Genomic DNA, 1,455 nt, shown 5'->3' with positions numbered 1-1,455 from the left:
TGCGGCGCTTATATGGACGCCTCCCGGTTTGGCAAGCGAAGTTTGCATCTGGCGATCAAGGATCTGGCTGCAGTCTTATATCCGGCCTGTAGTGCAGACCCGATGTCTGCTGGCCCTGATGGAATTCGCTGGGGAAGGCCTCATCTCCTACGCGTCCTCGAAGGACAAGCGCCGTGCCAGGCTTGTTTCCCCACGGTCCGACCTATTTCGCCATCATGCTCGCTTCAACCTGCGCAACCTTGGACGATCAACGCTAAGTTCCTGTATTGAATTTCGACTTTACTCAAGCGCACCCGAGCGCCTGCCCGCGCGGCTCGTAATGCCGCCCGTGGGCGAGCAACGCCCAGATGGTGCGCGCCATCTTGTTGGCCAAGGCGACGACGACGGCGTTGAGAGGGCGTCGTGCCAGTAGCGCCTCGACCCACGGATCACGCGCCTTGGCGTGGGTGATGACCGCGCGTGCGCCGTGAATCAGCAGCCTGCGTAGATATCCGTCGCCGCGCTTGCTGATGCCCAGCAACTTCACCCTGCCGCCGGTGCCGCTTTGCCGGGGCACCAAGCCCAGGAAAGCGGCAAACTCACGCCCACTGCTGAAGACCTTTGCATCGCCCACCGCGGCCACTGCAGCGGTGGCCGTGAGCAGGCCCACGCCGGGCATCTGCATCAGCCGTTTGGCCGCCTCGTCCTCCTTGCGCCACGCGGCCAGCTTGCGTTCGATCTCCTCGATCTGGGCGCTCAGGGCCTCGATACTCGCGCACTGCTCGCGCAGCACCTCGAGCGCCATCGCCGGCAGCGTGTCCTCGAGCCGAGCTAACGCCTGTGTCACCTGTGGCATCGCCTTGTGCCGCCCTGCGGGCAAGATCACCCCGAACTCGTAGAGCAGACCTCGCAGCTGGTTGATCTGCATCGTGCGCATCTTCACCCGTTGCTCGCGCACCCGGTGCAGCATCAGTACCGCCTGTTGATGCACGCTCTTGACCGCCACGAACCGGCGCTCCGGGCGCTGGGCGGCTTCCCAGATCGCCTGCGCGTCGGCCGCGTCGGTCTTGTTGCTGCGAACGAACGGGCGCACGAACTGGGGCGCGATCAAGCGCGCCTCGTGTCCCAGTTCGATCAGCTTGCGCGCCCAGTAGTGCGCACTGCCGCACGCTTCCATCGCCACCACCGAGGCGCTGCGCTGGGCGAAGAACTTGATCGTCTGATCGCGCTTGAGCGAACGCCGTTTGACCTCACCGGTCTCCGGCTCTACCCAGTGCAGTTGAAACACGTTCTTTGCCAGGTCCAGACCGAATGTCGTAATCTTCATTTCGAGCCCTCCTTACCGTTTGTGGTCGTTTCGACACCACCACTTTGGCACATCGATGCCGTCAGGTAACTGGAGGGCTCTTCTCATTGAAGGGCTCCACCTGTCAGCACCCGAGGCGGGAGGGAGGCGTCCATTACATCTCCTACAGG

General features: G+C 63.3%; 1 protein-coding gene. It reads right to left on the bottom strand.

Annotated elements, in window-relative coordinates:
* Positions 1–283 precede the first annotated feature (283 nt).
* Entirely contained in the window at positions 284–1,306 is a 1,023-nt protein-coding gene (locus tag C665_RS19555; protein ID WP_004303221.1) for an IS110 family RNA-guided transposase, read from the bottom strand.
* Positions 1,307–1,455 lie beyond the last annotated feature (149 nt).

It is taken from the genome of Thauera aminoaromatica S2, assembly GCF_000310185.1.
In the GTDB taxonomy this organism is placed as follows: Bacteria; Pseudomonadota; Gammaproteobacteria; order Burkholderiales; family Rhodocyclaceae; genus Thauera; species Thauera aminoaromatica.
Note: the sequence above shows the minus strand (reverse complement) of the source record. Positions and strands in the feature narration are given on the sequence as shown.